This window comes from Rhodococcus sp. CX (assembly GCF_015865005.1).
Classification (GTDB): Bacteria; Actinomycetota; Actinomycetes; order Mycobacteriales; family Mycobacteriaceae; genus Rhodococcus.
In genome coordinates, this window is the sequence record NZ_JADZGH010000248.1 from 1 (window position 1) to 1,237 (window position 1,237).

Consider the following 1,237-nt stretch of genomic DNA (forward strand, 5'->3'; position numbering starts at 1 on the left):
CTCCCCGCCCTCCCCGGAGTTCGAACGTCCCCCGATCCGGTTCATCGCCACCGCGAGGGCCGTGTGCGCCTCGGCGGAGATCGATCCGTAGCTCATTGCGCCGGTGGCGAATCGGGTGAGGATCCGTTCCACGGGTTCGACCTGCTCGACGGGGATCGGCGGATGCACGCCGGCGCGGAAGCCCAGCAGTCCGCGCAGGGCACCCCCGGCCGCGGCGAGCCGGTCGACCTCGTCGCTGTAGCGGGCGAAGATGTCGGCCCGGCCGCTGCGGGTGGCGTGCTGCAGCAGGAACACCGTCTCGGGTGTGAACAGGTGCGGCTCCCCGTCGCGGCGATAGCGGTAGACACCACCACTGTCGAGTTCCTGTGTGCCCGAATCGGATTCGTCGTAGGCGGCGGAGTGCCGTGCGCGTGCGTCGTCGGCGAGGTCGCTCAGCGAGGCTCCACCGATCCGCGAGGCCGTGCCGGGCAGGTACACGTCGATCACGTCGCGGCCCAGCCCGACCGCCTCGAAGGTCTGCGCCCCGACGTACGAGCCGAGCACGGAGATACCCATCTTCGACATCACCTCGAGCACCCCCGCGACCAGCGCGTGCCGGTAGTTGGCGGCGGCGGTGTCCGGATCGTCACCGGCAGCGGCGGCGAGCGCCCGGACGGTGTCGAACGCCAGGTACGGGCACACCGCGGAGGCCCCGAAACCGAGCAGGGCGGCGACGTGGTGCACCTCGCGGGCGTCGCCGGTTTCGACGAGCAGGCCCACGCGGGTCCGGCGACCGGTCCGGATCAGGTGGTGGTGCACCGCGGAAACCGCGAGCAGCGACGGGATCGGAACCGCGTCCGGTCCGGCGCCGCGGTCGGTGACGACGAGCAATCCGAACCCGGAGTCGACGGCGGTGTCCGCGGCCCGGCACAGGGCGGCGAGGCCGGCGGCGAGGGCCTCACCCGACGGTCCGTCGGCGGAGAAGTGGGTCGGCAGCACCCGTGTCGCGAGCGCGGGGTGCGGTCCGTCCGCGGTGAGGGTGCGGACCGTGTCGAGGTCGTCGGCGGTGAGCACCGGGCCGGGCAGCAGCAACCGGCGGCACGAATCCGGTGAGCAGGCGAGCAGGTTGTCCTCGGGTCCGACGGCGACGGCGGTGGTGGTGACGATGCGTTCGCGGATCGAATCCAGCGGCGGGTTGGTGACCTGCGCGAACATCTCGGTGACGTAGTCGTAGAGCAGGCGCGGTCGCGGGGACAGC

1 protein-coding gene is annotated in these 1,237 nt (G+C 72.4%); it reads right to left on the bottom strand.

Features of this window, described 5'->3' with window-relative positions:
- Positions 1 to 1,237: glutamate synthase central domain-containing protein (locus I0Q12_RS26765; RefSeq protein ID WP_269437704.1), on the bottom strand; the 1,237-nt coding region annotated here is incomplete at both ends.